Raw genomic sequence first — 3232 nt, 5'->3', positions numbered from 1 at the left:
CACCGCCCAGTTCAGCGCTCCCAGCACGAGCATCTGCGCGATGTACAGGTCTAGCTCCGGGCGGAGACGGCCCTCCCGAGCCAAGTCGTTGATCAGTTTGCGCCACACCTCGCCATAACGCTCCTCCTCTAGGATTTGGCGGTTGCGAATCGACAGCGGAACCTGTCCTGCGTTACGGATGGACGCAGTGGTGTAGTCCGAGATTTCCAGCGCGTGGCGCAGATGGGCCTCCGCCGCCGCCAGCAACCGCTCCAGGGGCGACGTTCCGTCGGGTAACGCGCTCAGCGCGGCCGCGACGTGCTCACGCATGTCAGCGATTCCGGCCCACATCACTTCCTCGATGAGGTCGTCCCTCGAGGCGTAGTAGTAATAAATTGCAGGCGCCTGGATCTCAGCCTCGGCGGCGACGTCAGTCAGGCGCAGGCCGGCATATCCGTTGACACTGAGCACATGCGCAGCCGCGTCGAGAATGCGCGCACGGGTTAGCGCGGATTTCGATTCTGCGATTTCGTCGTCGCCGACCGCCGGGGTCGCCCCGCCGTTCCTGCTACGCCGAGCCATTGTCTGATCGTACGTCGACACCTGTCCCCCAACGCGTTAAGCGCCCGGGAACAATGCCGCCGTACACCTCACGCCGTGGACAGGTCTGGCAGGTCGGCTATACAGATTTCGTGAGCTTCGGTGGGATCGATTCCCAGTGCGCGTAGTAGCAATTCGGCGGTCGAGGTTCCAGCGTCGCGCCATGTCTGATGGCCCTCGAGCACCATCCACATTGCGCTCACAGTGGCGCCGCTGGCGAGCGAGGCGACGCTGTCGATGCTGGCCGTGCCGATGTTGTATCTGCCCGCCGCGATGCCGGTACTGATGTCTTGCATGGGCGGTCCGGTCATCACGGCCCGCAGCGATTCCTCGGTGAGAGCGAATCTGACGGCGAAACGGCCCATCGTCGGGTTCTCGTGGGCGTAGCGGACCCACAGCCGTACGCCGGTGGCGAGCCGCACCGCCGGGTCGTCAATATCGGCAAAAGTCGCCGCGACTCGCCGATGCAGGTCGGTGCTGAACTCCGCGACGATGCGATCGAACAATTCCTCGACCGATCCGACATTGCGGTAAAGCGTCCCACGGGCGACGTTGGCCTCCTGGGCCAACTCGCTGACCGTTAGCTGAGTCGTCCCCTTCGAGGTGAACAGGCGCACCGCGGCAGCGTTGATTCGCTGATCCGTTGGTGTCGTCATACCCTGCCTTCCGGTCGATGTGCACTGCCGCAACAGAGAGTGCAGCTATGTTCTGCGATTCTGCGTAGTGTAACTGAAAAGTCATACTTGATCTTTTTTGAACACTAGTGTTCAATCAGTTGTAATACCCAGCAAGCCGGGGAAGGGCATCGATGAACACCGTGAGCCACCGCCAGCCGGAGTTGACTCCGGAGCAGGTTCCCGTGCTGATTGCTGGCGGTGGCCCCGTCGGACTGACTCTCGCCTTGGCGCTGGCACGGCACGGTGTGGCCGCGATCTTGGTGGAACGCAACCCGTCGACCACCACCCACCCGAAGATGGACATCACCAACGGCCGCAGCATGGAATTGTTTCGCCACCTTGGGGTGGCCGACGAGCTGCGCAAAGTCGCTGTCCCCGAGGATCATCCGTTCGACGTGTCGTGGGTGACCAACCTCGACGGGTGGGAGTTGGCCCGCTTCCGGTACCCCACCCCCGCTCAGCAGCGTGCGCTCATCCGCGAGTGCAACGACGGCACGATGGCGCTCGAACCCGCGATGCGGGTGTCACAGGCCCTGCTCGAGCCGGCCCTCAAGAACATTCTGGAAACTCGCGCCCCGCAGATTGACATCCGGTTCGGTTGGGGCTTGGACACTTTCACGCAGGACCCCGACGGCGTCGACGCGGTGATCCGCTGCTCGGCAACCGGGGAGGCGCGCGCGATCCGGGCCCAATTCCTCGCCGGCTGCGACGGAGCGGGCAGCGTCGTGCGCACTGGATTGGGTATCGGCCTCGACGACATCGATCTGCGTCGTCTCGCGTTGCGCGAACTCGGATTCGGCCGACTGCTGCCGGCGGCGATCCGGGCCTATCTCACCGATCGCGAAAGACCGATGGACGGTCGTATCTTCCTCATCCATTTCACCTCGCCCAACCGTGAACTATTCGAGCAGTTCGGCACTGCGTGGCACACGCAATCACCCGAGGGATGGACGCTCATCTCGCAGAACGACCGCGACACCTGGACACTGCACGCTCTGCTCGGAGCGGGTAGCGACGTCGACGCGATCGACCCCAGGCAGTTTCTGTTCGCGAAGCTCGGTATCGAGTTCGACTGCGACATCATCTGCGCCAACGAATGGCGCCCGCGCCTATCCCTTGCCGACAGTTACGGGAATGGGCGGGTGTGGTTGGCCGGTGACTCCGCGCACCAGGTCGTGCCGACCGGCGGCTACGGCATGAACACCGGTGTCGGTGACGCCGTCGGGTTGGGCTGGATGCTCGCCGCGATCGTGCAGGGCTGGGGCGACCATCGCCTCCTTGAAGCCTACGAAGCCGAGCGTCGGTCTGTCGCAGTACGCAACCGGACAGCATCCGCGCGGCACACACTGGTGCGCTTGGCAATCAAAACCTTCTACCGCAAGGCCATTCACACCGAGGGCTGGAACGGCGAACGCAATCGCCGGCGCCTGGGCCGGGAGATCCTCGATCTGGGCAATCTCGAAAACGAAGCCAACGGAATCGAATTCGGATACCGATACGACAGCTCTCCGGTCGTCTGCCCCGAACCACGCACGGCGCCGGCCGATCACATCCGCGCCTACACGCCTGGAACCCAGCCCGGGGTGCGTCCGCCCAGCCTCCTCCTGGAGGACGGCCAGGCGATCTTCGACCTATTCGGGCTCGGCTTCACCCTGCTGCGATTCGCCGATCTCGACGTCGACGCGTTCGTTGCCGCGGCAGCCGACCGCGGAATGCCGCTGAAGATAGTCGATATCCGGGAAGATCACGCCCGCAGGCTTTATGAGCGGGATCTTGTCTTGATCCGCCCCGACCATCACGTCGCGTGGCGTGGCGACAACGTTCCCGACCAACCAGGCGCCATCCTCGACCGCATCCGTGGCGTGGCAAAGCAGTTCCGTTGTCCGCCCCGTCTCGTCGACTCCACCACCTGAGGTAACACCGATGACCAAAACGGCACACCAAGACCTGCACAGCGAGCACGGCGCCCGCAAGGG

3 protein-coding genes are annotated in these 3232 nt (G+C 63.9%); 1 reads left to right on the top strand and 2 read right to left on the bottom strand.

Going from position 1 to position 3232, the window contains the following annotated elements; all coding sequences use genetic code 11:
* On the bottom strand, positions 1–561 hold a 561-nt coding region (locus VKI00_RS03660), incomplete at its 3' end, for a TetR/AcrR family transcriptional regulator (RefSeq protein ID WP_324435472.1).
* Positions 562–629: 68 nt separating this feature from the next.
* A complete protein-coding gene (locus VKI00_RS03655) occupies positions 630–1235 on the bottom strand; it encodes a TetR/AcrR family transcriptional regulator (RefSeq protein WP_324435469.1) in 606 nt (201 codons plus the stop codon).
* 152 nt (positions 1236–1387) lie between these two features.
* Between VKI00_RS03655 and VKI00_RS03650 the strand changes: the two genes are divergently transcribed.
* Positions 1388–3169, top strand: a complete 1782-nt coding sequence (locus VKI00_RS03650; RefSeq protein WP_324435467.1) for an FAD-dependent monooxygenase — start codon at positions 1388–1390, stop codon at positions 3167–3169.
* Positions 3170–3232 lie beyond the last annotated feature (63 nt).

Source organism: Mycobacterium sp. (assembly GCF_035314665.1).
GTDB lineage: Bacteria > Actinomycetota > Actinomycetes > Mycobacteriales > Mycobacteriaceae > Mycobacterium.
This window is presented reverse-complemented; position numbering and strand designations above follow the sequence as displayed.